Annotated in this window: 23 protein-coding genes, 1 tRNA gene and 1 pseudogene; 13 read left to right on the forward strand and 12 right to left on the reverse strand. The window is 65.4% G+C overall.

Going from position 1 to position 25,593, the window contains the following annotated elements:
* Positions 1-8 precede the first annotated feature (8 nt).
* Positions 9-84: transfer RNA gene (locus AC6H42_RS10655), tRNA-Lys, on the forward strand.
* Positions 85-195: 111 nt separating this feature from the next.
* On the opposite strand, the gene AC6H42_RS10660 is transcribed toward AC6H42_RS10655, so the two are convergent.
* Both AC6H42_RS10660 and AC6H42_RS10665 read right to left on the reverse strand, forming a co-directional pair.
* On the reverse strand, positions 196-579 hold the full coding sequence (locus AC6H42_RS10660) for a VldE C-terminal domain-containing protein (protein WP_497547996.1): 384 nt from the start codon (positions 577-579) through the stop codon (positions 196-198).
* 3 nt (positions 580-582) lie between these two features.
* On the reverse strand, positions 583-966 hold the full coding sequence (locus tag AC6H42_RS10665; RefSeq protein ID WP_497547997.1) for a hypothetical protein: 384 nt from the start codon (positions 964-966) through the stop codon (positions 583-585).
* A gap of 77 nt (positions 967-1,043) precedes the next feature.
* Between AC6H42_RS10665 and AC6H42_RS10670 the strand changes: the two are divergent.
* From AC6H42_RS10670 to AC6H42_RS10680, 3 genes and pseudogenes are all read left to right on the forward strand, one after another.
* Positions 1,044-1,334, forward strand: a pseudogene (locus AC6H42_RS10670) (type VI secretion system tube protein Hcp); the annotation flags it as partial.
* A gap of 195 nt (positions 1,335-1,529) precedes the next feature.
* The gene (locus tag AC6H42_RS10675) at positions 1,530-2,114 is read left to right on the forward strand and encodes a LysE family translocator (RefSeq protein WP_497547998.1); all 585 of its coding nucleotides are present in this window, start codon (positions 1,530-1,532) and stop codon (positions 2,112-2,114) included.
* A gap of 9 nt (positions 2,115-2,123) precedes the next feature.
* A complete protein-coding gene (locus tag AC6H42_RS10680; RefSeq protein ID WP_497547999.1) occupies positions 2,124-3,602 on the forward strand; it encodes an aminotransferase-like domain-containing protein in 1,479 nt (492 codons plus the stop codon).
* 39 nt (positions 3,603-3,641) lie between these two features.
* Here the strand turns inward: AC6H42_RS10680 and AC6H42_RS10685 are convergent, their stop codons facing one another.
* On the reverse strand, positions 3,642-7,163 hold the full coding sequence (locus tag AC6H42_RS10685) for a Dyp-type peroxidase (protein WP_057157438.1): 3,522 nt from the start codon (positions 7,161-7,163) through the stop codon (positions 3,642-3,644).
* 233 nt (positions 7,164-7,396) lie between these two features.
* Between AC6H42_RS10685 and AC6H42_RS10690 the strand changes: the two genes are divergently transcribed.
* Both AC6H42_RS10690 and AC6H42_RS10695 read left to right on the forward strand, forming a co-directional pair.
* Complete coding sequence (locus tag AC6H42_RS10690) at positions 7,397-8,155, forward strand: helix-turn-helix domain-containing protein (RefSeq protein WP_057157436.1); 759 nt, start codon at positions 7,397-7,399, stop codon at positions 8,153-8,155.
* Between the two features lie 28 nt (positions 8,156-8,183).
* The gene (locus AC6H42_RS10695; RefSeq protein ID WP_057157434.1) at positions 8,184-8,918 is read left to right on the forward strand and encodes a hypothetical protein; all 735 of its coding nucleotides are present in this window, start codon (positions 8,184-8,186) and stop codon (positions 8,916-8,918) included.
* 20 nt (positions 8,919-8,938) lie between these two features.
* Here AC6H42_RS10695 and AC6H42_RS10700 read toward each other — a convergent pair whose 3' ends face one another.
* Together AC6H42_RS10700 and AC6H42_RS10705 are read right to left on the reverse strand one after the other, a co-directional pair.
* Complete coding sequence (locus AC6H42_RS10700) at positions 8,939-9,361, reverse strand: hypothetical protein (protein ID WP_157201124.1); 423 nt, start codon at positions 9,359-9,361, stop codon at positions 8,939-8,941.
* A gap of 140 nt (positions 9,362-9,501) precedes the next feature.
* Positions 9,502-9,810 carry a DUF1272 domain-containing protein gene (locus AC6H42_RS10705; protein ID WP_057157432.1) on the reverse strand — a complete coding sequence of 103 codons (309 nt, stop codon included), beginning with the start codon at positions 9,808-9,810 and terminating at the stop codon, positions 9,502-9,504.
* Positions 9,811-9,865: 55 nt separating this feature from the next.
* Between AC6H42_RS10705 and AC6H42_RS10710 the strand changes: the two genes are divergently transcribed.
* The 5 genes from AC6H42_RS10710 (at position 9,866) to AC6H42_RS10730 (ending at position 15,401) form a co-directional block, all read left to right on the forward strand.
* On the forward strand, positions 9,866-10,876 hold the full coding sequence (locus AC6H42_RS10710; protein ID WP_057157733.1) for a GlxA family transcriptional regulator: 1,011 nt from the start codon (positions 9,866-9,868) through the stop codon (positions 10,874-10,876).
* 68 nt (positions 10,877-10,944) lie between these two features.
* Positions 10,945-11,085 (forward strand): hypothetical protein, encoded by a 141-nt coding sequence (locus AC6H42_RS10715; protein ID WP_157201123.1) that lies wholly within the window; start codon positions 10,945-10,947, stop codon positions 11,083-11,085.
* The gene (gene rodA, locus AC6H42_RS10720) at positions 11,085-12,167 is read left to right on the forward strand and encodes a rod shape-determining protein RodA (protein ID WP_057157430.1); all 1,083 of its coding nucleotides are present in this window, start codon (positions 11,085-11,087) and stop codon (positions 12,165-12,167) included. Before AC6H42_RS10715 ends, rodA begins: the two co-directional genes overlap by 1 nt.
* A 19-nt stretch (positions 12,168-12,186) precedes the next feature.
* On the forward strand, positions 12,187-13,119 hold the full coding sequence (locus AC6H42_RS10725) for a TonB family protein (RefSeq protein WP_082552098.1): 933 nt from the start codon (positions 12,187-12,189) through the stop codon (positions 13,117-13,119).
* Between the two features lie 119 nt (positions 13,120-13,238).
* Positions 13,239-15,401 carry a dipeptidyl-peptidase 5 gene (locus tag AC6H42_RS10730; protein ID WP_497548000.1) on the forward strand — a complete coding sequence of 721 codons (2,163 nt, stop codon included), beginning with the start codon at positions 13,239-13,241 and terminating at the stop codon, positions 15,399-15,401.
* Positions 15,402-15,423: 22 nt separating this feature from the next.
* Here AC6H42_RS10730 and AC6H42_RS10735 read toward each other — a convergent pair whose 3' ends face one another.
* Positions 15,424-16,461, reverse strand: a complete 1,038-nt coding sequence (locus tag AC6H42_RS10735; RefSeq protein ID WP_162249942.1) for a lysozyme inhibitor LprI family protein — start codon at positions 16,459-16,461, stop codon at positions 15,424-15,426.
* A gap of 156 nt (positions 16,462-16,617) precedes the next feature.
* Between AC6H42_RS10735 and AC6H42_RS10740 the strand changes: the two genes are divergently transcribed.
* Complete coding sequence (locus tag AC6H42_RS10740) at positions 16,618-17,055, forward strand: hypothetical protein (protein WP_057157426.1); 438 nt, start codon at positions 16,618-16,620, stop codon at positions 17,053-17,055.
* A 12-nt stretch (positions 17,056-17,067) separates the two neighbouring features.
* On the opposite strand, the gene AC6H42_RS10745 is transcribed toward AC6H42_RS10740, so the two are convergent.
* From AC6H42_RS10745 to AC6H42_RS10770, 6 genes are all read right to left on the reverse strand, one after another.
* Positions 17,068-18,378, reverse strand: a complete 1,311-nt coding sequence (locus AC6H42_RS10745) for an MFS transporter (RefSeq protein ID WP_057157425.1) — start codon at positions 18,376-18,378, stop codon at positions 17,068-17,070.
* Positions 18,379-18,526: 148 nt separating this feature from the next.
* Complete coding sequence (locus AC6H42_RS10750) at positions 18,527-19,294, reverse strand: BON domain-containing protein (RefSeq protein WP_057157424.1); 768 nt, start codon at positions 19,292-19,294, stop codon at positions 18,527-18,529.
* A 110-nt stretch (positions 19,295-19,404) separates the two neighbouring features.
* The gene (locus tag AC6H42_RS10755) at positions 19,405-20,103 is read right to left on the reverse strand and encodes a hypothetical protein (protein WP_057157422.1); all 699 of its coding nucleotides are present in this window, start codon (positions 20,101-20,103) and stop codon (positions 19,405-19,407) included.
* A 113-nt stretch (positions 20,104-20,216) separates the two neighbouring features.
* Positions 20,217-21,971, reverse strand: coding sequence for a methyl-accepting chemotaxis protein (locus AC6H42_RS10760; protein WP_057157421.1), 1,755 nt, complete (start codon positions 21,969-21,971; stop codon positions 20,217-20,219).
* A 134-nt stretch (positions 21,972-22,105) separates the two neighbouring features.
* Entirely contained in the window at positions 22,106-23,806 is a 1,701-nt protein-coding gene (locus tag AC6H42_RS10765; protein WP_497548001.1) for a dipeptidyl-peptidase 3 family protein, read from the reverse strand.
* A gap of 46 nt (positions 23,807-23,852) precedes the next feature.
* Positions 23,853-24,464: a short chain dehydrogenase gene (locus AC6H42_RS10770; RefSeq protein WP_057157418.1), complete on the reverse strand. Its 612-nt coding sequence runs from the start codon at positions 24,462-24,464 to the stop codon at positions 23,853-23,855.
* 103 nt (positions 24,465-24,567) lie between these two features.
* Between AC6H42_RS10770 and AC6H42_RS10775 the strand changes: the two genes are divergently transcribed.
* Positions 24,568-25,476 carry a LysR family transcriptional regulator gene (locus AC6H42_RS10775; protein WP_057157417.1) on the forward strand — a complete coding sequence of 303 codons (909 nt, stop codon included), beginning with the start codon at positions 24,568-24,570 and terminating at the stop codon, positions 25,474-25,476.
* Positions 25,477-25,593 lie beyond the last annotated feature (117 nt).

A 25,593-nucleotide genomic window follows, 5' to 3' on the forward strand; every position in this document is an offset into this window, starting at 1 on the left:
CCTCTTTCGGGTCGTTAGCTCAGCTGGTAGAGCAGCGGACTTTTAATCCGTTGGTCGCAGGTTCGAATCCCGCACGGCCTACCACGAATACGCAGTACCAATGAAGGCTTACCCGCTCCGGCGCGTAAGCCTTTTTTGCGTCCCTATAAGGAACTGCTCGGAACTGCTCAACTGGGGAATGTGCAGCTTCCTGACTTATGACTCCAGTGAAGCCCACGGCCAAGGCAATGCGATATCGCGCAGCGCCGCCTGAACCGAGACGTGCATATGATGCGTATGCCCGTTCTTACCCTTGTACGGTCGCCAGCCCTTGCCTGCCTTGTCGGCATTGTAGACCTGCCTGTTCCAGATCACGTAGCTCACCCTGAAATCCAGAAGCACGAGCTTGGAGAAAAAGTGGCAATCCACGCCGTTTTCCGGATCATGGGTCAGATCGAACGCGTTGCCGTCGTTATGGTCGCTTTTCCTTTTCTGATGGGCTGCGTCGCCCATCAATCCGTCGGCTATGCGGCTGCGTTTCGAGCAGAGGGCGGTAGCGTCGGCTAGAGCACGTTTGCATGCGGCTGATGGCTGAGGCATACGTCATCCTTTCATTTGTGGTTTTGACTTCAAGTCGGTTCGCAGGCACTCCAGGTGCCGGTCGTTGGCGAATCGTCTGGCTTGCTCATTCGCCTCCGGTCCGAGGACCTCAACAGCCCGGGTGACGCAGGCACCATCGGGGGATATTTTCGCGACGGCCAGGAACAATACGCGTTTCGGATGCTCCAAATCACTCTGGTCGAGACTGTGGACTCGCACGATGACCGCGACTGGCATCAGTTTTCCGTCCACCTTCGCCATGCGCCATTCAGCCTTGGCCCCCAAGGTCGAAAAACCACGCGTGACCACGTCCCGGTAATCAAGCGGAAAAACCCGCCTTTCTGGCGTTACGACACTGATGGAACTACGTTCATCGTCGTCCAGCATGAGCAAGCGGAAGCCTTGGACACCGGGACAATCCATCGTGGTGGCGCCGCTCGATTCGTCATCGACATGCCTGGCACACGCCCATTCTGCTGCAGACTTGTTCGGCAGGGAAAACGATCCCCAGAGCCAAGTTCGAATTCATGCGCGCGGACGGACAAGGCGAAAGAGTCAGGTATGTCGAGATCGAACTCGAAAATGTTTTGATCGGGGCGGTCGTACCGAATGTCATGGACGGCAACATTCTTACGGAGCACGTCAGCATCAAGTATTCGAAAGTGAAGTGGAAGTACACTCAGCAGAAGATTATGGGCGGCGCGGGTGGAAACACTGCAGGTGGCTGGGATTTTTCGGCCAACAGGATTTGCTAGGGAACACACGGCCTGCGGCGAATTAAGCTGTATCCTGAAGGCTTCCCGCCTCGGCCCAACGCCTTTTTCCATCCGTGGCAACTGTAACTGTCCACCGACTGATACAGCATGCCTCTGTGCCCTCGGCCTTGTGCCTTGTCCCTTCCCCACCCCGCTTCTAGACTTGTGCCATCTCCACGCTGCGGATTGCACACCATGACCGAACTCCTTCCCTTGATGAGCTATTGCCTGGTCATGTCGGCCACGCCCGGGCCGAACAACGTGATGCTGGCCGCCACCGGCGCCAACTTCGGCGGGCGCGGCGCGCTGCCGGCCATCCTGGGCATCCAGGCCGGCATATTCGCGCAGACCATGCTGATGTGCGCGGGGCTGGGCAGCGTGTTCGTGGCCTACCCGCTGGCGCAGCAGGTGCTGCGCGTGGCAGGATCGCTGTACCTGGTGTATCTGGCCTGGAAGCTGAGCGGGGCTGCGGTGGGCGGCGCGCAGGCGCCGAAGGCGGTGTCGTTTGCCCAGGCCGCGACGTTTCAGGCGCTGAATCCCAAGAGCTGGGTCAAGGCCATTACGGTGGCGTCGGTGTTCATGCCTGCGGGGCACAACCCATTCGCCGGCGCGCTGCTGGTGGCCGCCGTCGGCACCTTGGTGGGCATGCCATGCAATGCGATGTGGGCCTTGTTCGGCGTCTCGATCCGCCGCCTGCTGACAGACCCGCGCAAGCAGCGCGTGTTCAATTTGACCATGGGCGCAACCCTGGTGGTGCTGGCCGTGATGTTTTTACGCTAGACTTTGGCCATGTTCTCCATTGACCGTTCCTCGCCCATTGCCCTGTCCAAGCAGATTGAGACCAAGCTGCGCCATATGGTCGAAAGCCGGGCCTTGCCCGGCGGCGCCAAGCTGCCATCGATACGCCAGCTCGCCACCCAGCTGGCAGTGAGCACCAACACCGTGGTGGCGGCGTACGACAGGCTGGTGGCGGCGGGCGTGATCGATACGCATGGCACGGCGGGCTTCTTCGTGTGCTCCACCAACGACGCCGCCAGGTCGATTCCCGACGAGGTTGCGCTGGAAGCGGGCGAAGAGCAGGAGCCGGTCTGGCTGGCGCAGCAATCGAACGATCAGCGCAGCGGCATCCTGCTGGCCAGCAGCGGCGCCTTGCCGCCCACCTGGCTGCAGGATGCGGTGCCGGCCGCCACCGTGCAAAAGGCCTTGTCACGCAGCGCCGCAGGCATGGCCTCGCGCTGTCCGCCCCAGGGGCTGCCGGAACTGCGCGAGCAGATCGCGCTGCTGTTGCGTGGCATCGGCGCGTCCTTCGACGCCGGCCATATCCTCACCACCTTTGGCAGCACCCATGCGATCGACCTGATCTGCCGCAGTTTTCTGCAGCCCGGCGACACCGTGCTGGTGGAGGACCCTGGCTACTTCCTGATGTTCGGCCGGCTGCGCCAGGACGGCATGCGGCTGGTGCCGATCAAGCGCCGCCCGGATGGCCTGGACCTGGACGAGCTGGAGGCCGCCTGCCGCGAGCACCGCCCGCGCCTGCTGTTCGTGCAGACGGCCTTGCACAACCCTACGGGGTGGAGCAGCAGCGCGGCCAATCTGCACAAGCTGCTGATACTGGCGCAGCAATACGGTTTCCTGATCGCCGAGGACGACGTGCACGGCCATTTCCAGCAAGGCCACAGCACGCGGCTGGCGTCCCTGTCCGGGCTGGACGGCGTGATTTACTACTCCAGCTTCTGCAAGGCGCTCAGCCCTGCCCTGCGCATGGGCTACCTGGCCGCCGCGCCGGGCTTGCTCAAGGTGCTGATGCGCACCAAGATCCATTCCATCATGACGACGCCGGCGCTGAACGAATACGTGCTGCTGGAAGTACTCAGGGCCGGCGGCCTGCGCAAGCATCTGGACCGCTTGCAGCGCAAGATCATGGCGGCGCGCAACGCCAGCACGCGCCAGCTGAGCGCGGCGGGCGTGCTGTTCGAGCAGCCCGGCGACGCCGGCCTGTTCTTGTGGGGCACCATGCCGGAAGGGCTGGACGTGGACTTGCTGGTGCAGGACGCCTACCGCAACAAGATCCTGCTGATGCGCGGCGCCGCCTTCTCGGCGAACGACACGCCGGACCGCCACATCCGCTTCAACGTCGCCTTCAGCCAGCATCCGCGCCTGAGCGCCTACCTGCAGGAGCGCTTGCAGGCCGTGGCCGGCGCGCGCTCAAGCCTGGCGCGCGCCAGCGCTGCGGCCAGCGGCATGGCCGGTCCGGACGGCAAGCGCTGACACCATTGCCGCCACTGCTGCCGGCGCCGCCACCGCCCGCTAGTCCGGCGTGAAGTACTGGCGCCGCTGGTGCTGCGCCTGGTGGGCCGGGAACATGGCGGCGTAGAACTCGGTCCAGCCGCCCATGCGCACCCGCACCAGGTCGTAACGTTCCGGGTCCAGCGCCGCCGCCTGGTAGGTGGCCAGGTCGGCGCAGGTCAGCGTGATCAGGTTGGAGCCGGTTTCGCCGCGCGCGTAGGCGCGCACGAACTGGCGCAGCTGCTCGAGCGGGAAGTCTTCCTTGATGTTCATGTCCACCGGCGAGGCGTTCGACAGGCCGAAGTTGACGGCGTCGAAGTCCACGCTGCTGAGCGACTGGTAGATGTTGCGGAAGGCGGGCGCCGGCGGCAGGTCTTGCGGCGCGGGCGCGGGCGACAGGTCGGAGGCGATCGGCATGCCGTTGCGCCGGCCGTCGGCCGAAGCACCGCAGCCCAGGCCGTCACCGACATAGCCTTCGAAGGTGCCGATGCCGGGCGTGACCACGAATTCGATCGGCCCGAATTTCTGCGTGATGTTATCCAGCGCGCCTTTCAGCGCGCGCGGGTTGCGGATCACGTCGACGCAAGTGTGCACCATGCGTTCGATCATCCACTGCCCCAGTTCATCCACCTCGGCATTCCCCGCGCCCCACTTCGGCAGCGCCAGCGCAATCTCGCGCAGCTCCTGGTAGCGGCGCCCGCGCTCGCCGGCGTCGGCCGGCCCCAGCAGCTCGCTCTGGTACGGCTCGATCATGGTGCTGCCCCAGTCGTTGATCAGGCAGTCCACCAGTTCCGGCAAGGTGGTGACGGCGGTGGCCGGGTCGAACACCATGGCGCGGATGGCGTACAGCGAATCGATGGTATTGGACACGCCCACGCACAGCGGCGCGATCATGTTGAATTTGGCGCCGCCATTGGTCAGATCCGTGCCGCTGTCCACGCAGCCTTCGATCAGCGTCGACAGCAGCGGGCTGGGGCAATATGCGGCCAGGTTGCCGAAGTTCTGCAGGATCACGTTGTAGCTTTGCACCGTCAGCCATTCCAGCTGTTTCAGGAAGATATCGGTCAGCATGACGAAGCTGGTGATCTGGTCCGCAGGCGGCGAGCGGAAGGTCTGCTTCAGGCCGCGCAGGTACACCGGCCCGGCCGCGCCGTAAGTGGCGCCCTGGTTCAAGGTCTGCTCCAGCGCCGCCATGGGCGTGACGTTGTTGAACGAGAAGGCGGTGGCGCCTGCCAGCATCGGCTCGTAGCAGCCGTCGGCCGCGTAGTCGCGCGACCATTTCAGCGACACGCTGCCGTTCACGCCGGACTGCCGCAAGGCCTGGCACAGGCGGTCGTCCTGGTACAGGATGGGATGGGCGCCGCCGGCCAATACGCAGCGCGCCGCCTCGTCCAGGTATTCGGCCGGCATGTCGCGGTACACGCGCAGCGACAGCGTGGGCGCGTTGACCGGGATGCGGCGTGCCGCCTTCAGGCACAGCATGGTGACGGCGTTGGCCCCGCCGGTCGGGACCGGATCGTCGTTGGCGACATAGCCGCCCACCGTGATCTGCTGCACCCACTGGTTGATGCCGCCGCCCTGCGGGAAATTGCCGCCGGTGCCGCATACCGCCGTGGTGCCGTAAGTGACGTAGTCGGTGATGGCGCCGCGGTTGACGAAGGCGTTCTCGCCTATCTTCAGCCACAGGCAATCGATGATTTCCTGCGCGCGCTCGGTGGCGATATTATCGCGCTCGAGCAGCGGCGCCAGGATCTGGTCCAGGCGGCCGAACGAGGTCAGCTCGCCCACCAGGTGCAAGCAGCAGTGGAAGGAGAACACCAGCTGCACGCCGTCGAGGAAACTGGACGGCGCTTCCTCGCGCAGGCGGCGCAGGCGCTGCGCCGCCTCGCGCAGGTTGTCGCCCTGCGCGCCCGCCGGCGCGGCGGCGTCGGCGACGCGCGCCCAGTTGCCCAGGTAGGCTTGCACACCGCTGAGCGAAGCCAGCGCGGAGGCATGGAAGTCGGCCTGCGCCAGCAGGGCCGCGTCGTCCGGCTGCCGGCGCAGCCTGGCGGCGACAGTGTCGGCGGCAGCGCCGATTTCGCGCATCAGCCCTGCCACGCCCAGCGTCACCAGCTTCTGGTAGCCCGGTACGATGTGGCCCATGGCCGACCATTCGTTGACCTGGCCGCCCAGCCAGCCCGCCATGGTTTCCTCCTCGCTCAGGTAGGGCATCACTTCCTTGCCCCGGCCCAGCGTGAAGTCCGGCAGCACGCCGACCACCAGTTCCTCGGCATGGATGCGCAGCAGATTGTTGTCGCGCGCCAGCGCGGATGCCGGGTCGGACAACAGGCCGCCCAGCGTGGCCTGGTTGGCCAGGCCCTTGCGCACCATCACAGATCTGCCCATGTCCGCAGCCGGCGCCAGCGTGGACAGGTGCGGCAGGCGCGGGAACGGCGTGCGTTCCAGCCAGCCATCGCTCCAGTGCGAGAACGCGCGGCCCAGCAGGGCCAGCATGCGCGGGCCGGGTGCATCGCCGCCAATGTAGCGCCCTTCGCTCATCTGGTGCAGATAATCCTGCGAGTTGTAGAACATATAGCCGTTGGCGCTGCGCACCTGCCAATGCGGATCTTCCTGCACGTCGTCGATAGTGGCCGCCGGCACGTCCAGCTCCTGCGCATTGGGCACGTACCAGTAGCTGCCCGCCACGCCCTGCACCACGCTCATCAGGCGGTCCACCGGGCGGCCCGGCACGTCGCCCATCATGTGGCCGAGGATGGCTTCGAAGCGCGGCTGCTCGTTGCAGAAGGCCACAAACATCAAGCCCTTCTCGCGCGCCGCGCTGCCGTCCTCGGTGCCGAACGGCAGCGCCTGGCGCAGCAGCTTGCGGTTGTCGCCGTTGGCGTCCTTGATGTGGACCCGGTGGATGTGCGCATCGGCGTCGTGCTGCGGCAGGATGGCGCCGGCCGGATTACGACCCAGCATGGCGTCTTGCGCGTCTGGCCGCATGGCGCCGATGCTGTCCCAGTCGAACAGGAATTTCTGCGTAAAGCCGAAGCAGGCACCGGGGAAAGCACCGCCGGTCAGGATGTCGGAGGCCAGGTTGACCGGGTCATTGGGGTTGGTGATGCCGTCCAGGTAGCGCCCCGCCATCACTTTGCCGTCCGGCCGCTTGCCCACAGGCTGCACCTCGATCTGCGCGGCCAGCGCGTCGAGCGCGCCGCGCACGCCCTCCAGCAGCTGCGCGGCGGCGGACACGCTGTCCGCTTTCACATACAGCAGCACATCGCCGCCGGTGTCGGCCAGCTTGGAGAAGGCGTCCAGTACGCGCCGTTCCACCGGAATGTGGCGGTCGTGCCAACTGCCCCACAGCCCCGGATCGAAGGCGGCGATCAGGCCGGCGTTGCCGCCGGCGGCGTGCGCCGTGTGCGCCAGCGCGCGCACCGCCGCCAGCAGCGCAGGCCGGGTGGCCGGACTGCGGTCACGCAGCGTGATGGTAACGATCTGGCCAAAAACGGCACGGGTAAGCAACCCGTATTGAGCATGGCGGACGGCTAGTTCGGACATGGAATTTCCTTCAGAAAAGGCGATCTGGCGGCTGGGTGTTGCCAGATACTACCGGCGCCAGGCGACCAACAATCTCACTTATTGTCACTGCCGGTTACTAGCTTTATTGCAGTGACGACACATTTTTGCCTATTCATTACATATTCTGCAATATTCCTGCATATTCATCTTCTAATTCATGCACGAATCCCCAAGAATATGCCCCATAACATTCCCAGAAAGGTAAGGAATCAATGAACTTCGGCGAGCGGCTCAAACAACTGAGAACGGACAAAAACCTCACGCAGCCGCAACTGTCGGCGGCGATCGGCATTGAGCAGTCCTACTTGTCCAAACTCGAAAACGACAAATCGCAGCCGTCGGCGGACATGTTCAGCGCGGTCGTGAAAGCGCTGGAGCTGACTCCCGCCGAGTTCCTGAACGGCATCGACAGCAAGGTGCTGCACTCCTCGCTGCGCCATATCCCGGAGGTTAGCCAGTTTCTGGAGGGCAGCGTGACGCGGCGCGTGCACGACGCCCGCAAGTGGCTGTTCGGCGCGGCCTCTGCCTGCGCACTGGGCTTCGCGCTGATGCTGGCGGCCAACGACGGCATTTTCTCGGCCAACAACCAGTACAAATATGTTTCCAGGGGCGTGATCCTGAAGAACGAGTCAGACAATGTGTTTGACCAGTTCAAGCAGATCCAGGACCTGAAGCTGGCCGCCAACACCATCGGCCGCGAAGAGCATGCCCGGCAGCTGGCCGAGTTCGAGGCGTCCCGGGTGCGGCTGATGACCGTGGAATTCTGGGGCGACCGGGGCAGCGTGTTTTTCGAAGACGCCGGGAACGGACGGCGCAAGTTCGAACTGGCGGGGGTGCGCTATGTGCGCTCGCCCGCCAACAAGGTGCTGCAGTACCTCGGCGGCCTGTTCGCGTTCTGCGGCGTACTGGCCTTATTGCTGGAATGGCGGATGCGCAGGACCAGTGCAGTGATAGCAAACGAATTGAAGTAAGCCATATAACTGAAAAAGGAGATGTGACGTGTCGCAAATCAGGACGTTTTTAGCAGGTGCAACCACCATGGCCAGCACGCTGGCCGCCGTGTGCATGCTGACCGGCGCCAAAGAGCCGCCACGGCACGAGCACTTTGACGAAATCACCGTGGGCAGGATCAACATCGTCGAGCCGGACGGCACCAAGCGCATGGTGATTTCGAACATGGCGCAGTTCCCCGGCGACTTCACACAAGGCAAGGAAGGCGCCCGCCCCGACCGCAACAGCTTTGCGGGCATGCTGTTCATTAACGAGGAAGGCACCGAAAACGGCGGTCTGATCCAGAAAGGCAGCATTGCCGCCGATGGCAAGGTATCGTCCGGCCTGTCGCTAACCTTCGACCGCTTCCGCCAGGATCAGGCGCTACAACTGCTGAACAACGACAGTGCAAACCATCAGATGACGGCGCTCAAGATCAACGACGTGCCCAACTTCAAAACGACGTCGATGGAAGACGTGCGCCGCTTTGGCGAGGAGGCGAAGAAGCTGCCCGCAACCGAGCGCCAGGCGTATTGGCGGAAACTGTCCGAGCAGGGCCGCCTGAGCACCAACCGCATCTGGCTGGGCAACACCGGGGAAAAGGGATCGTCCCTGCAGTTGAAGGACGCGCAGGGCCGGGTGCGCATGCTGCTGCTGGTGAGCGCAGACGGCAAGGCTGAAATCCAGATGCTGGACGAAACCGGCAAGATCAGCAAGTCCATCACCCCGGCCTCCAAGGAATAGCCGCGGCGCTGGACCTGCGGTCAGGGCGACACGGCCGGCGGCGATGCGGTGGTTGCGCCGACATGGAAACTGCCGTCGAACTGCGGGCTGGGCGCCTCCATTGCCACGCTGCCCGCCGCCGAACGCGCGCCCTGGCTGACGGTCCAGTTCTTCGCGCCGCAGGCTGCCGCCGCAGGCCCGCTGCAGACCCAGGCGCTGCAGCCGTCCGTGACCACCGTCAGCGCCAGCGGCTTCAGGTCAGCCAGCAGATAAGTCATCGATTCAAAGTTGGGATTGAAGCGGTTGCCGCGCGTACGGGTGGCGTGCAGGCCGCCGGTCAGCACCACGACCGGGAGCGGTTCCGCCTCGCAGGCAGGCTGTGGCTTTGGCTGCGCCGCCGCCGGCAGGAACGCCGCCGCCAGCAGGAATGCCGCCAGACGGAATACAGGCACGGACATAGGCATGGGGCTTCCTTCGTGAAATCCTGAGCGCCAAGCACGGCGGGCTGGACCTGTTGGCGCGCGTGGCCAGGCACAGCGGCCGTCGCGGGCGCCGGCCTGCTTGCGCTGGCGTTCGTGCGGCGCCGCCGCGCCCAAGCCGGCGCTTAGCGCTCTTCCGGCGACAGCGCCTTGAACTGCGCCGCGAACTGGGCATGCGCCGCCGCGTCCACCGGACGATGCTTGGGCTCGGTGCGCGCCGGATCGTTGCCCAGGTAGTTGTTGTTCTTCCAGTTGCGCGCTGGCCGCACCGGCCGCTTCTCGAAGCCGCCGCCACAATTGGGACAGACGTTGGCCAGCACGCCGTCAACGCAGGCGGCGCAGAAAGTGCATTCGTAGCTGCAAATGCGCGCGTCCGGCGCCGCCGGCGGCAAGTCTTTGTTGCAGTGTTCGCAGCTCGGTCTCAGTTCCAGCATGACTACTCCAGGGATTGAATGTCCAGCCAGTGTAGCCGTGCTAGACTTGGCATTCATGACATTCAACGTTGAAAAACTGCCAGACACTGCTGCGATTGCCGCTGTGGCCACGGTACGCCTCCTGGTCTTCCCCGACTTTCTGCTGCTGGACGCCACCGGCCCGGTGCAGGTCTTCTCCACCGCCAACGACGAGTGCCGCGACGCCGGCCGTCCGCCGGCCTACCGCATCGAACTGCTGTCGCTGCATGGCGGACCGGTCGCGTCCTGCTCCGGCGTCGCTGTCATGACCTCGCCGCTGCCCTCGCCTGACGCCATGCAAGGCGCCACGCTACTTGTTTCCGGCGGGCGCGGCGTGCGCGCGGCGCTGGCCGAGCCCGCGCTGCTGCACTGGGTAACGGCGGCGGCGCGCGTGGCGCGGCGCTGCGCCTCGGTCTGCACCGGCGCCTTCCTGCTGGCCGAAGCGGGCCTGCTGGCGGGCCGCCGCGCCGTCACGCACTGGCAGGATGTGGACAGCCTGCGCCGCGAATACCCGGCAGTGCAGGTGCAGGACGACGCCATCTACATCAAGGACGGGCCGGTCTACACGTCGGCCGGCATCACGGCCGGCATCGACCTTTGCCTGAGCCTGGTGGAGGAGGACCTGGGACGCGCCGCCGCCGTCAGCGCCGCCAAGCGGCTGGTGGTGTACCACAAGCGGTCCGGCGGGCAGCGCCAGTTCAGCGCGGAGCTGCTGGCGCAGTCCAGCGGCGGCGGCCTGGCCCAGCGGCTGACCGCGTGGCTGCGGCCGCGCGCGGCGGATGACATCGATGTGGAGCGGATGGCGGAGGCGATGGCGCTGTCGGCGCGCAGCCTGCACCGCCGCCTGCGCGAAGAAACCGGGACTTCCCCAGCACAGCTGCTGGCGCGCGTGCGGATGGAAACCGCGTGCAGGCTGCTGGAAGCGGCCGGCTGCAGCATCAAGCAGGTGGCGCGGCTGTCCGGCTTCGGCACCGAATACAAGCTGCGCCGCGCGTTCGCGAAACAACTGGGCGTTCTGCCCAGCGAGTACCGCGAAAGGTTTGCCTGAGGGTTTGCGCGGGGCCGCTGCCAGGCTCTGGAAATGCTAAAATAGCATCTTTCCACGAGAGAACAAGCATGAGCCAGCAACAACACGAAGACCGCCGTTTCCGCCGCCGCCTGCTGATCCTGGCGGCCATCGCGCTGGTGGGGCTGCTGGCCCTGGCGGCGCGCCTGGTCTGGCTGCAGGTGCTGCACGGCGCGCAAGGCATGCTGTAATGCAGCGCCGTCTCAAGGCGCTGTTCGCCGTGCTGGACCCGCAGCTGACGCTGTGCATTCTGTTGCTGCTGGCCACCGGCGTACTGACCATGTACTCGGCCGGCGCAGACTTCCCGGGCCGCTTCGCGCTGCATCTGCGCAATGTGCTGATCGCGCTGGGCATCATGTGGGCGGTGGCCAGCGTGCCGCCGCCCACGCTGATGCGCTACGCCGCCCCGATCTACGCGGCCGGCGTGCTGTTGCTGCTGGCGGTGTTCATGGTGGGCGAGATCAAGAAAGGCTCGCGGCGCTGGTTGCATATCGGCTTCGACATGCAACCGTCCGAGATGATGAAGATCGCCATGCCGCTGATGCTGGCCTGGTTCTTCCACCAGTACGCCAGCCTGAAGCGCTGGAAGACCTTCGCGGTGGCGGCCTTGCTGCTGCTGGTGCCAGCCGCCCTGATCATGAAGCAGCCCGACCTTGGCACCGCGCTGTTGGTGCTGGCGGCAGGCGGCTACGTGATCGTGCTGGCGGGGCTGTCGTGGAAGGCCATGGCCGCGCTGGCCGTGGCGGGCGCCGCCAGCATCCCCATCGCCTGGCCCATGCTGCACGAATACCAGCGCCAGCGCGTGCTGACCCTGCTCGATCCGGAAGCCGACCCGCTGGGGAAGGGCTTCCAGATCAAGCAGGCCGGCATTGCCATCGGTTCGGGCGGCGTGGACGGCAAAGGCTGGCTGCAAGGCACCCAGGGACACCTCGGCTTTGTGCCCGAGCGCACGACCGATTTCATCTTCTCCGTGTACGCCGAGGAATTCGGCCTGCTCGGCATCGCGGTGCTGCTGACCCTGTACTTCCTGCTGATCGCGCGCGGGCTGGCCATCACGGCCGGCGCCACCACGCTGTTCGCGCGCCTGCTGGGCGGCGCCGTCACCATGATTTTCTTTACCTACGCCTTCATCAACATCGGCATGGTCAGCGGCATCTTCCCGGTGGTCGGCGTGCCGCTGCCCTTCATCAGCTACGGCGGCACGGCGCTGATGACGCTAGGTGTCGGCGCCGGCATCCTCATGAGCATTCAGCGCCAGCGCAAGCTGGCTTAACTTTCTTTTTTAGGTCCGTATGAAATTCCAGGTTTCAATTGCACAGCTGTTGCTGGCCATCGGCGCCGCTGGCGCCATTCACGCTGACGCAGCCGCATGCAGTACGCGCGACGTTTGTATCTCGGCCGTCATGGATGCAGCCCGTTCAGGCAATCTGGTCTCCACCCTGCAGCTCACCACCGAGCTGCGAAAGACGGCACTATTGCCCGCTACCAAACCCGGCAGCGCCAGCGCGCCCCTTGGCCCATCCGACCCACCTCACGGAAACGCCGACGATACGCTGATCGCCACGCTGGAAGCAGCCAGTGCCAAAGATGAATTCTCGCCCGACGTACGGCGCACGCTGGCGCAAGCCTACTTGAGCGCCGGCAGACCGCACGATGCGGAACGTTATCTGCGGGAGTCGGTCGCCCTGATACCAATCCACGCGCAGCTATGGGGCGACCTGGCGACGGCACTCACCATGCAGGGCAAGACCAGCGATGCCGTCTCGGCACTGGTGGTTGCCTACGCCTTCGCAGCGGACCAAGGGCAGGCCCGCAAACTTTATGAGCAGGCCGCCGCCATGTCGCCGCTGCAAGCCATGCGCCCTGTGTACGCCGAAACCCTGGCAGCACTGGCATCCATGCCGCCACTGCCCGAGACCGGCACCGGCAAGAAAAACAAGCCGGACAAGATGATCGCAATTCAAAATCCCGAGGAATGCGCCAAGCCGGATTGGCCGCGGCACTCGCTGCGGCGCGAAGAAACCGGGACCGTGACAATCGCCTTCTACGTCGATGAAAACGGGAAATTGGCAGGCATCCGAAATGCCGGCTCAAGCGGCCATATTGCATTGGACCTGGCGGCCATGGCCGGCCTTGCCTCTTGCAAATTCAGTGCCGCAGTCATCGACGGCAAGCCGGCTGCACTCTGGATGAAGATGCAATACGTCTGGACGCTGCAGGAATAAGGCGGAGCCGGCCGCCGATCGGATCTGGACGGATACATTGGAGAAACAATTGGCTGATTGACAGGGGGCAAGGTTTTGCCCACCATCTACTGCTTCGATCCACCAGCCGGACTTCGCACATGACCCCTACCCGATTGCTCCATCCCCTGACCGCCCTGCTGCTGGCCACCGCCGGCTTCGGCGCGGCGCATACCGCCCACGCCGCCGACGCTACCGCGCCGGCCGCCGCGGCGACTGCCAGCACCGGCATCGCCGCCAAGCACGCCATCACCCACGAAGACGTGTGGCTGATGAAGCGCGTCGGCGCGCCCATGCCCAGCCCGGACGGCAAGTGGGCCGTGTTCGCCGTCACCGACACCGCCTACGACAGCAAGGAGCAGTGGTCCGACCTGTGGATCAAGTCCCTCACCGACGACAGCGCCGCGCGCCGCCTGACCTTTTCCAAGGGCGGCGAAGGCGCCCTGAACTGGTCGCCGGACAGCAAGCAGCTGATCTTCGTGGCCAAGCGCGACGGCGACGAAGCCAGCCAGATCTACCGCATCGACGTGGCCGGCGGCGGCGAGGCCCAGCGCCTGACCACCCTGACGCTGGGCGCGCGTTCGCCCAAGTTCAGCCCGGACGGCAAGCAGATCCTGTTCGTCAGCGACCTGTTTCCCGGCAATACCGACGAGGAATCGGTCAAGAAAACCTTCAAGGAACGCAAGGACCGCAAGTACAGCGCGCGCGCCTATGAAACCTTCCCGCCGCGCTTCTTCGACAAGTGGCTGGACGACAAGCAGGTGCGCCTGTTCGTGATGGACGCGCAGATTGGCGCCAAGGCCAAAGACATCCTGTCCGGCAGCAAGCTGGCGGCCATGCCGGGCTTCGGCGGCGGCCAGGGCGACGAAGGCCAGTCGCTGGACGCGATCTGGACCCCGGACGGCAAGGCCGTCGTCTTCAGCGCCTCGACCAACCGCGACGAACTGGCGCGCGCCTCGGCCTACACCCAGATCTTCTCGCTGCCGGCCACCGGCGGCGAGGCGACCCGGCTGACGGCGGACAAGCACAGCTACAGCAGCCTGAAGTTCTCGCCGGACGGCAAGACCCTGCTGTGCCTGACCCAAGCCGAAACCGAAGGCAAGGTGTACGACCTGGACCGCCTGGCCAGCTTCGCGTGGCCGCTGACCAGCCCGCAGCCGAAAATCCTGACCGCCGCGCTGGACCGCTCGGTGTCGCGCTACGCGCTGCCGGCGGACGGCAAGCGCATCTACTTCACCTTCGAGCACGCCGGCCTGGAGCAGCTGCACTCGATCGGCTACGCGGGCGGCGAAGTGAAGGCGGAAGCGTCGGCCCCAACCGGCAGCATCAACTCGCTGAACGCGGGCGGCACCGCGCTGGTGGGCGTGTGGGAATCGGCCATCAATCCGCCGGAGGTGTTTGCCTTCCATGGCAAGGCCCCCAAGCGCCTGACCTCCTTCAACGTGGAGAAAGCCGCCGGCATCGACTGGCAGGCGCCCGAGCACTTCTGGTTCAAGACGCCGGATGGCCGCCAGATCCACAACATGATCGTCAAGCCGGCCAACTTCGACCCCAACCAGAAGTATCCGCTGTTCGCCGTGATCCACGGCGGCGCCGCCAATATGTGGCGCGACCAGTTCGTGCTGCGCTGGAACTACCACCTGCTGGCCAAGCCGGGCTACATCGTGCTGCTGACCGACTACAAGGGCTCCACCGGCTACGGCGAGGAATTCGCCCGCTCGATCCAGTTCGATCCGCTGAAAGGCCCGGGCGACGAGATCAACCAGGCGGTGGACGAGGCCATCAAGAAGTACAGCTTCATCGATGGCAGCAAGCTGGCCGCCGGCGGCGCCAGCTACGGCGGCCACCTGGCCAACTGGCTGCAGGCCACCACCACGCGCTACAAGGCCATCGTGTCGCACGCCGGCGAGATGGACCTGGTGATGCAATGGGGCACCAGCGACAGCGTGTACGGCCGCGAAGTCAACAGCGGCGGCCCGGTGTGGGGCAACTTGCCGGTGTGGCGCGACCAGAGCCCGATCATGCAGGCCGGGAATCACGAAAAGGGCACCGGCTTCAAGACCCCCATCCTGATCACGGTGGGCGAGCTGGACTACCGCGTGCCGGTCAACAACGCGCTGATGAACTTTGCCGCGCAGCAGCGCCTGAACACGCCCAGCAAGCTGGTGGTGTTCCCGGACGAAAACCACTGGGTGCTGAAAGGGGAAAACAGCCGCTACTTCTACAACGAAGTGCACGGCTGGCTGGCGAAGTACCTGAAATAAGCGCTCCCCGCCCAGGCGGCGCTCAGGACTCGAACTCTTCCAGCTGTTCGATGCGGCGCTGCGTCAGCAGCGCCTTCCACGCGTGCGGCGCCACCCCCGGGTAGCGCGCCGCGCCCAGCGCCACCCAGGCGTCGCGGTACGCCAGCCAGGCGCGCTGCGTGAGCGTCACCCCCTCCTTCGTCACCGTGCCATGCCCCAGGGCAGGTGCGCCCTCCTGCTGCGGATGCTGCATCAGGCGCTGGTAGACCTGGTTCAGTTTCTTGTCCAGCTGCTGGTACTGCTGCTCGGAGTAGCGCGGCAGCTTGCCCCGTTCCGCGTCCCGCACATCGTGCGCGAACAGATCCATTTCCACGGCGCGCGCCTCGATGGCCAGCGCGCCGCGCAGGGTGCCGCTCATGTCGGTCTCCTGGTCGGCGCGGCGCGCTGCGAACTGCTCCAGCGCCTGCTGCAGCCTGGCGGCGGCGGCCTGCTGTCCCGGCTGCCATGATTTCATCAGCGCCGCCAGCTTGCCGCTGCGCTCCTTGCTGCCCAGCCTTTCCTCGATGGCCGCGCAATGGCTGCCCATGAAACCGCTGGTGATGTCGTCGCACTGGTCGAAAGGCTGCGCTTCGTGGTGCTGCATGCGCTCGTTCAGGTGGGCCACGCGGCCGTCCATTTCGGCCGGCGCGGCCGCCAGCGAACAGGCGTAACGGACCGCCAGGCCGTCATTGCGCGACACGCCATAGCCGTTGGCATACAGCATCATCAGCACGCTGGCGTCGCTCTCGGCGTAAGCGCAGTGGCGCACCTTGTCCCAGTCGGCCGGCGAGGCGCCGGGGCGGGCGCGGGTGTCGTAATACAGATTTTCGGCGCCGCAGCCGCGCAGCCCGTGCAGGGAACCCGGCGGCGGCAGCTCGCGCGCGGGCGGCTGCACATGCTGCACGCTCAGGCACTGGCGGTACCAGGCCGATTTGCGGTCGGCCATGCTGCCCATGGCGGACGTGTTCGGATAATCGGCTTGCGCCGCCGCCAGCACAGGCTGCAGCAGGCACACTATCGCGAAAAGACCGGTCCGGCTCATGTATGCGTCTCCACCACTGTTGTTGTTCCCACAGTATAGAGACGAAACAGCCACAGCACCACGCAGATTCGCTGTGGCAAAAAAGTTACAAAAATATATACTACTTCCCTTTGAGCAAGTTACAATAAGTGCAAGTTCACTACTGCGGGAAACCCAATGAAACAGCTGTACGCTGCCTTGTTCCTGGTTTTTGCCCAAGCCGCCCACGGCGCGGAAATCGATCCCCAGCAAAAATCGCCTTGCGCGCAGCCGAACTTTCCCGTCCGCTCCACCACGCTGGAGAGCGTGCGCCTGGTGGAAAAAGCCCTGCGCGAGTGGCGCGCCTGCTTCCGCGTCGCCACCGCCCAGCGCCAGGGGGTGGACGACATGATGGCTTCCGCACACGACTACCAGCTGGTCAAGGCGCGGCACGAAGCCTGGGTGAAGGCAACCGTAGCGCAAAGCAACGGCCAACCCTACGGCAAGCTGGCGGCCAACCGCGTGGAACGCGATTTCTGGGAGAACCTGATGGCCGACCGCAGCTACCCTGCCGCCAAGCACAGCCCGGTGCGCCAGGCCGAGGCAGCGCTGCACCAGGTCTCCGGCTCGAACTGATACCCCGCAGCTTTATGCGGCCGCCTTCACCGGTACCGCAGCCGCGGCAGCCTGCTGCCGCCGTATCGCCAGCACCAGCAGCGCCGCCGCCAGGCAGGCCGCGCCCGCCGCGAACAGCGCCGGGTTGTAGGTGAACCACAAGGTCCGTACCCGGCCCGCGCCGTACGCCGCCACGGCCGCGCCCAGCTGGTGGCCGGCAAACACCCAGCCGAACACCATGCCCGCACGCTCCTTGCCGAAAGTGGCGCCCACCAGCTTGACGGTAGGCGGCACGGTGGCAATCCAGTCCAGGCCATAGAACATGGCGAACAGCGACAGCCCGTACAGCGTGAAGTCCGAATACGGCAGCCACAGCAGCGACAGGCCGCGCAGGCCGTAATACCAGAACAGCAGCTTGCGGTTGTCGTAGCGGTCCGACAGCCAGCCGGAGGCGATGGTGCCGATCAGGTCGAACGCCCCCATCATGGCCAGCACCGAGGCGGCCGGCACGGCCGACAGGCCGGCGTCGCCGCACAGCGAAATGAAGTGGGTCTGGATCAGGCCGTTGGTGCTCAGGCCGCAGATGAAGAAGGTGCCGAACAGTATCCAGAAGGTGCGGTTGCCGGACACGCTGCGCAGCACGGCGAACGGCGTGCCGAAAGTGATTTTCATCGGCGCGGCAGCCGGCGCGGCGGCAGCGGCGGCGGCCGGATCCATGCCGAACGGCAGCAGGCCGAGGTCCGATGGCCGGTTACGCATCAGCAAGAAGGCCGCCACGGCCACCAGCGAACAGGCGAAGAACACCGGCAGCAGCGCCATGCGCCAGCCATAATGCTCGATCAGCCAGGCGCCCAGCGGCAGGAACACCAGCTGGCCGGTGGCCGAACTGGCCGTCAGCAAGCCGATGATCAGGCCGCGCCGCGTTTCAAACCAGCGGTTGGCCACCACCGCGCTCAGCACCAGCGCCGTCATGCCCGAGCCTACGCCCAGCATCACGCCCCACAGCGCCACCAGGTGCCAGAACTGGCTCATGCGGGTGGCCAGCAGCAAGCCGGCGGCCACCAGGCCCAGCGCCGTGACCACCACGTTGCGCAGGCCGAAGCGCTCCATCAGGATGGCGGCGAACGGTCCCATCAGGCCGAACAGTGCGAAGCGGATCGCCAGCGCGGACGAAATCTGCTCCACGTCCCAGCCGAACTCCTTGCTGAGCGGCTGCAGCAGCGCACCCGGCAGGCCGAGCGCGGCCGACGAGGTCAGCGCGGTAAAGAAAGTGAGGGCGACGATGACCCAGGAATAGTGCCAGCCACGGCGCGCGAGCCAGGCGGAAAGGGGTTGAGCGAACATAAGTTGCCTCTTGGAATGTTAATCAATGCTGCATTCCACCGGATTTTAAATTATGATCATAATTTAAGCAAGCAAAGAAAAGCCCGCGCAGGCGCGGGCTGGATGGCGCGGCGGAACGGCCCGGCGGGCCCATCCCGGTCCGCTTCCGTTATTTGGTGTTTTTCACCTGGATGGAGCTTTTCACTTCGGCCACGCCCTTCACGCCGCGGGCCAGCTGCACGGCTTTATCGGCCTCCGCCTTGGAAGGCACGAAGCCGCTCAGCATGACCACGCCCTTCACGGTTTCCACGTGCACGTCCATGGCCTTCACGCCGGGATCGGCAGCCAGGTCGGCTTTCACCTTGGTGGTGATGACGGTGTCGCTGACAGCGTCGCCGGCGGCGGCGGTGGCGTTGCGGGTGCTGTCGGCGGCCGTGGTGGTGGTGGCGGCCGTGCGGTCGCGCATGGTGTCGGTGGTGGCGGCGGTGCGGTCGCGCATGGTATCGGTGGCGGCGGCGGTGCGCTCGGCTACGGTCGGCGTGGGGTCGGCACGGCGGGCGTCGGCGATGGCCGTGTCCTTGGCAGCCTTGGCGTCATGCTTGCAAGCGCTCTTGGCGTTGCCGGTCATGTCGTCGCATTTTTCCTTGGCCAGTTCATACTCGGCGTCGGCCACATCTTCGCGGGCCTTGCGGATGTCCTTGGCGTCGGATTTGTGCTGGGCCACAGCGTCGGCTTCGGCTTTGGCCTTGGCCACTTTCGCCTCTTCCTGGCAGATGTCCTTGGCGTTGCCTTTCAGGCTGCCACATTGCGCCTTGGCTGCCTTGTAGTCGGCGGCAGCCTTGTCTTTCATGGATTTGTAGGCAGCAGGATCGTTGTCGGCAATGGCATAGCCACTGCTGATGGCGCCGGCCAGTGCAAGGATTACGAATTTGTTCATGATAGGTCCCCCTAAGTGATGGTTGGCCTAGTGATTAAACGCCCGTGGCGAAATCCACTCTGTACGCTAACCAACACAAGACTCATCAAATCGGCGGGGGCCGATACAGCCTACTCCGTCGCTTGCAAGCCCTGCTTCCACAAGGAACGGGCTTGCTCGAACGGCGTGGCGCCGTCCGCGAACGCGGCGCCATTGGACGCCAGCGCCAGCCAGGCCTCGGTATCATGCGACACGTGACTATCGGGCTGCGCCGCGCGCACTTGCTGCAGCCAGCTGTAGACCTGGGCATACTGGCCGGGATGGCTGCGCTGCATCCATGCCAGCGCCACCAGGTCGGCAAAGCCCTCTTCGCGGCGCGTCTCGCGCAGCTCCTGGGTCAGTTTCTGGATTTCGGGAGGCTGGGCCGCGTCCGCCGTGCGCTCCTGGAAGCCGCTCGGCACCGAGTGCCAGGCGCCCTGCGCGTAGCGCCAGCAATGCGCCACTTCGTGCGCCGTCATGGCCTCTATCATCAAGGCGCGCTGCGCGGCAGGAACGGTCCGCAGCACGTCTTCCGCAGCAGGGTTGCCGCGCATGGTCAGCACCAGTTTGCAGCGGCCGCCGTCGAAGCCCATGGCCAGCGGCACCGCGCCCGGCTGGGCTTGCGGCTGCACGATGATATCGATCGGGAGCTGCTGCTGCTTGGCATACGCCAGCACGGAAGCGCCCGCCTGCAGCCAGCGCGACTCCACATCGGTGAGCTGCGCGGCCGCAGCAAAGGCCGGCAAGGACAGCAGCGCGGCGGACAAAATTGGCAAGATGACTTTAGGCATGTTTTTACCCCTCTGAAGGGAATAATACATGCCGCAAGTCAACTCGTAACAGCTGTTACAAAATATTTGCTTGGTGAAATGGCATATTTGCCAAACAAAAAATTGTCGCTTTTTTAAAACTCTTCCCAGCCGTCGTCCGGGCCCGCGCTGGCGGCGGCTTTCTTGGGAGCAGGCTTGGCATCCGGCTTTGCGGCAGGCAGCGCTGCGGCGCGCGGGGCGGGCGCGGCACGGCCAGCCGCAGGGCTGACGCTGGCGGCGGGGCGCGCGGCCGGCGGGGCGGCCAGGGCCGGCAGCCTGGACTCGTCCAGCTTGAAGATGCTGACCACTTCCGACAGGTTGCCGGCCTGGTCCTGCAGCGACGAGGCGGCAGCGGCGGCCTGCTCCACCAGCGCGGCATTCTGCTGCACCACCTGGTCCATTTTGCCCACCGCTTCGTTTACCTGCTCGATGCCCGAGGTCTGCTCCGCGCTGGCGGTGGAAATCTCGCCCATGATGTCGGTCACGCGCTTGACGCTGTTGACGATGTCCTGCATGGTCGCGCCGGCCTGGTCCACCAGCTTGGCGCCGGCGTCCACTTTCTCCACCGAGTCGTCGATCAGGCTCTTGATCTCCTTCGCGGCGCCGGCCGAGCGCTGCGCCAGGTTGCGCACTTCGGTGGCCACCACGGCAAAGCCCCTGCCCTGCTCGCCCGCGCGCGCCGCCTCGACAGCCGCGTTCAGCGCCAGGATGTTGGTCTGGAAGGCGATGCTGTCGATGACGCCGATAATGTCCACGATCTTCTTGGACGATTCGTTGATCGACGCCATGGTGTGCACCACCTGGTTGACCACCGCGCCGCCCTTGACCGCCACTTCGGAGGCCGACAGCGCCAGCTGGTTGGCCTGGTGGGCGTGGTCCGAGTTCTGCTTGACGGTGCCGGTCAGCTGCTCCATCGACGAGGCGGTCTCCTCGATGTTGGCCGCTTGCTGTTCGGTGCGGCTGGACAGGTCCATATTGCCGGCCGCGATTTCGCGCGAGTTGGTGGCGATGGTCTGCGTGCCCGCGCGCACCTGGCTGACGATGTTGACCAGGCTGTCGCGCATGCCCTGCATGGCGTGCAGCAGGCTGCTGTTGTCGCCCGGCTTGGTGTCGATCTTCACCGCCAGGTTGCCGGACGCGATGCAGGCCACAATGGAGGCCGCGTACTCCGGCTCGCCGCCCAGCTGGCGCAGCAGGCCGCGGCTGATGAACCAGGCCGCCGCCACGCCCACGCCGATGGCGATCAGGCACAGCACCACCATGAACACGAAGAAGCTGCGCGCCACGCTGGTGGCGCTGTTGGCCTGCTCCATGCTCATTTTTTCTTCCAGGTCGATCAGCTTGTTGACCGACGCCAGCCACTCGACGAAGGCCGGCGCGGCCTGCTGCTGCAGCAGGGCGGTCGCTTCCGCCAGCTGGTCGGCGCTGCGCAGCGCGATCACCTTGGCGATCAGCGGCTGGGCCTTGGCCTCGCTGGCCTTGATGCCCTCCAGCGCGCTCTTCTCTTCCGGCGTGACGTTCTTGCCGGCCGAGATGATCTGGTCCAGCGGCGCGGCCGACTTGGCGTAGTTGTCGGCCAGCGTCTTGATCTGCTCGATGTGCGGCGCGGCCGCGCCGGCGTCGGCCGCCAGCACCACGTCGCGCAGCGCGATGGAACGGTCATGCACGCTGCCGCGGAAGTTGATCGCGTAGCGCTGCTTGACGTTGTTCACGTCGCTGATATTGGTGAGGATGGTGTCGATCTTCTGCACCCGGTTGATGCCCAGCGCGGTGACGATGATGAGGAGGAGGAAAACCAGGCCGAAGCCGGTCGCCAGGCGCGTGCTGATTTTGCTGCTTTCGATGTCCATGTTGGTATCCCGGTTACTGTTATTGACTATTGGAAATAACGGGAAAATTTAACACGGACCGGACATTCCTGCTTGCCGACCAAGAGAGAGGCTGCGGCGGGTCGAAGCCGGGAACGCCCCGCCGCAGTGCCGCCTTATTTTTTCAGCAAGGCTTTGGCCGTGCTGAAAGCCGGGCGGATATCGTTCGGCACCGTCTTCATCTTGTCCAGGGCCTGCTGCACTTCGGGGCGGATCACCACGTACCTGGCCATCATGTCCTTGGCGCGGGCGTAGTCGCCGGTGGCCTCGATGGTCAGGAACTCGCGGTCCAGGTCCAGCACCGCCTGCTTGATCTTCTTGAAGTCCACCGAGAAGATGCCGCCGCCGTGCGACACAAAGGCCCCCTTGTCCAGCAGGTAGTTGACCTGGATCGCCATGCCGCGCGCGTGGGAGCTGGTCAGGCCGAAATGCAGCGTGCGGAAGGCCGACGCCAGGAAGGTGGTGTACAGTTTGCGTTCGGCCGCCTCGCCCTGGCCCAGCGTGCTTTGCAACTGGCCCTTGTCCATCATGTGCATCAGCGCGTACAGGCCGGTGATGTCCGCCTTGGCCTCCTCGATGGTGGAATAGGTTTCCTTCAGATCCTGGCGCGGCGTGGACGCCACGCCGTTCACCTTGGTCGCGTGCGGGCCCAGGCCGTGCATGATTTCATGCGCCAGGATATGGGTGAAGAAGGAATCGAAATCGACGTCCTTCTGGTCCGCCGGCTTCAGCACCAGCTTCGAGATCGGCGTCAGCGTGGAGTTGAATTTCGCCTCCTGCACATTCTTCAGCATCACCCGCTTGGATCCGCGCTGGCTGATGATGCGCTCGTCGTTCGGCAGGTTGTAGGCGGCGGTCTGCACGCCCATGTTGCCGTCGCCGGCGCCGTAGACCTGGTTTACCACCACCATGGGCGCCAGCGCGCCGACTTTCGGATTGCGGTACTGCGGGTCCAGCGGCAGGTTGTCCTCCAGCTCCTGCATGTGCTGCGCGAAGAAGTTCAGCTTCTCGGTTTCCTTCTGGTCGCGGATGCTCACGTAAGCCTCAAAGGCAGCCTTGTAGCCGAACAGCTCGTCGTTGTAGGTCTCGTACGGGCCGATGGTGACATCGACCGGCGAATCGAGGTCCATCCACGCGAAGTCGGACGCCAGATAGTCGTTCGACAGGAAGGCGTCCGCGCGCAAGGCGAGGAATTTTTTCAACGACACGTTGCCGGTGGCGGCGGCCGCCTCGCGCAGCAGCGCGGCCAGCTTTTCCAGTTCCGGCTTGTATTCCTCCGAATACTTCACGGTCTTGAATTGGCCGGCCGCGTCGGCACGGATGGTGGTGAAGAACCACTGCGCCTGCTCCTTGTCCGCACCCGACAGGCTGTTGATCCACGCCTCGATGGCCGCCTTGCCGGCGCCGGACGGATAGAAGTTGGCCGCTTCCGGCTTCTTCTGCGGGACCTTGATGCCTGCCACGTCGGCCGGCAGGAAGGACACGTTGCCATCCAGGATGGACCACGGCCCCTTGTTGAGCCAGAAGTAGTCCAGCCGCGCCTTGCCCAGCGGCGTCGCGTCCTTTTGCAGCGCGGACCACAGCGCCTCGTTGCCCTCCCAGCGCTGGCGCAACTGCAGCACGTCGACGACCTTGGCCGCCTCGATCAGCTTGACGATGGCCTGCTTGTCGCCGGCCGACAGCCTGGACGTATCGGCCTTCAGCTCGACCGGCGCAAAGCGTCTGGCCATCTTGTTCAGTTCATCGACGCTCGCGGGCGCTGCGGTGGCAGCGCTGCCCGCGAAGGCCAGCACCAGAGGAATCAGGATATTTTTCATGGGGACTTTGCGATGGTTGATCGGAAAGCGCCCATGGTATAACCGATCACCAGACCTTGTACACCTGCCCGGTCTGCGCGCCCTCCACGCTGCGGCTGTAGGCCAGCGCCACGCGGCTGGCGGGCGCGGTCTCGAAGCCGGGGAAGAAGGGCCCGTAGCTGTCCAGCGATTCCGTCAGCAGGGTCGGGCTGACCACGTTGATGCGGATCCCGCGCGGCAGCTCGATGGCCGCGCCGCGCGCATAGCCCTCGACCGCCGCATTGACCATGGCGGCGCTGGCGCCGTTGCGGATCGGCTGGTGCGCCACGATGCCGCTGGTGAGCGTGATGGAGCCGCCGTCGGCGAGGAACTCCTGCGCCACCTGCGCCGCGTTCACCTGCCCCATCAGCTTGCTCTCCAGGCCCACGCGGAACTGCTCCGGCGTGAATTCGGCCAGCGGCGCAAAAGCCAGCCGTCCGGCCGCCACCACCACCGCATCCACCCTGCCGTGCGCTGCAGCGATTTGCGCGAACACGGCGCGCACCTGGCCGATGTCGGCAATGTCCGCGCGATACTGCCCGCTGCTGCTGCCGACAGCGACGATCTCGTGGCGCTGGCCGAGCTGCTCCGCCACTGCCTTGCCCACGGTGCCGGTTGCGCCGATGACGATGATTTTCATGCTGGTTCTCCTGTAGTGTTGGTAAGTGCAGCCAGTATGGCCACCTTCACGCCAGGAATAAATGCACTAGAATGAACAACATTACTAATCGGAAGTTAGCAATATGGACAAGCTGCGCAGCATGGAAGTCTTCGTCGCGGTGGTCGAGCGCGGCAGTTTCACGGCCGCCGCCGAGGCCTTCGGCATCTCGCCCGTGATGGTCGGCAAGCACATCCGCGCACTGGAAGAACGGCTGGGCGCCGCCCTGCTGGCGCGCACCACGCGGCGCCAGAGCCTGACCGAGATCGGCCGCCAGTACGCCGACCAGTGCAGGGCCATCCTGGCGCAGATCAGCGCGGCCGAATCGGGCGCCGAAGCGATGCGCGCCGTCCCGCGCGGCAAGCTGAAGATTACGGCGCCGGTATCGTTCGGCAGCGAATGGGTCAGCCCCGCCATGACCGAGTACCTGGCGCTGCACCCCGAGGTCAGCCTGGAGCTGAACCTGAACGACCGCATGGTCGACATTGTGGAAGAAGGCTACGACGCCGCGATCCGCATCGGCGTGCTGGAAGACTCGGGGCTGGTGGCGCGCGCGCTGCGGCCCTACGGCATGGTGATCTGCGCTTCGCCCGCCTACCTGGCGCGGGCCGGCACGCCGCGCACGCCGGAAGACCTGGCGCAGCACGAATGCCTGGACTTCATGCAATGGACGCACCAGGTGCGCTGGCGCCTGAAAGGCCAGCCCGGCGCCGGCAAGGTGCGCGAAAGCCGCTTCCGCTCCAACAACGGCCAAGCCTTGCGGATCGCAGCGTTGCGCGGCTTCGGCATCGTGATGCAGGCCGAAATCCTGCTGGCGCAAGACATCGCCGCCGGCCGCCTGGTACCGGTGCTGCACGACCACGTCCCGGCGGCGCGCCCCATGCACCTGGTCTACTCCCGCGACCGCCAGCCCACGCCCAAGCTCACCACCTTCATCGCCTTCATGCTCGACCGCTTCAGCCCCACGACGCCTTTTCCTACCCCTTCATCCTAATCCTACAAGCGCTCTGAGCCGCATTTCCCCCACTTCGGGGTCAGACCCCGAGTGTGCGGCTGAGTTCGCTTATAGAGTGAAACAACGCCAGCAACCGCCATCTGGATCTGCCCCGCC

It is taken from the genome of Massilia sp. NBRC 108631 (assembly GCF_059704565.1).